1 protein-coding gene is annotated in these 757 nt (G+C 39.1%); it reads right to left on the bottom strand.

All coding sequences use genetic code 11. The annotated features are described in order from the left end of the window. Positions 1 to 143: 143 nt before the first annotated feature. Complete coding sequence (tnpA, locus tag HMPREF2904_RS06660; RefSeq protein WP_070661206.1) at positions 144 to 608, bottom strand: IS200/IS605 family transposase; 465 nt, start codon at positions 606 to 608, stop codon at positions 144 to 146. Positions 609 to 757: the final 149 nt, after the last annotated feature.

The raw sequence follows: 757 nt of genomic DNA, 5'->3' as shown, positions 1-757 counted from the left end.
AATCATGACCACCCGTCAAACGGGTGGTTTGTACCAGGGCTATAAGCCCAGATAACTAGCCAGCGCCTAAAGACGCTGGCTTTCACTTTGTTCAAGCCTTATTGCATTTGACTCGTCACAGACCTCTCAAAGAGGTATACGTACTACTTGCCACTATCCCAAAAGGGATCTTCATATTCTTTTACACTCAACTTATCTAAAGCAATATCTTTTCGCTCTTGTTCCTGAATGTATTTCTTTATTGTGGCTTCATTGAGGCCAACTGTACTTACATAATATCCCTCTGCCCAAAAATGTCGATTTCCAAACTTATATTTCAGATTTGCGTGTTTATCGAACATCATTAGAGCACTTTTACCTTTTAAATATCCCATGAAGCTTGCAACACTAATTCTAGGTGGAATGCTTACCAACATATGAACATGATCTGGCATTAAATGGCCTTCGATAATCTCAACACCTTTATAACTACATAATCTATGGAATATTTCTCCCAAACTACTTCGATATTGATTATAGATCACTTTTCGTCTATACTTAGGGGTGAACACAATGTGATATTTACACATCCACTTTGTGTGTGATAAACTATGTGCTTTTTGAGCCATATTTTTCTCCTTTCGCTTTACAATTGGCTTGAACACCTTAATTGTATCGCGTTTGGAGTTTTTTTGGTATAACCTTCGATGCGCACCCGCATAGCGGGTGGTTTTTTTGTCTCGCACCTAACGGAGCGAGACGGACTGAAAGTCACATA

The organism is Streptococcus sp. HMSC072G04 (genome assembly GCF_001813295.1).
Lineage (GTDB): Bacteria > Bacillota > Bacilli > Lactobacillales > Streptococcaceae > Streptococcus.
The sequence above is the reverse complement of the archived record's forward strand: the minus strand, read 5'-3'. Positions and strand labels throughout refer to the sequence as shown.

Bases quoted from the DNA above. Each gene is read 5' to 3' on its own strand.
- tnpA (WP_070661206.1), bottom strand. From the start codon at position 608: ATGGCTCAAAAAGCACATAGTTTATCACACACAAAGTGGATGTGTAAA.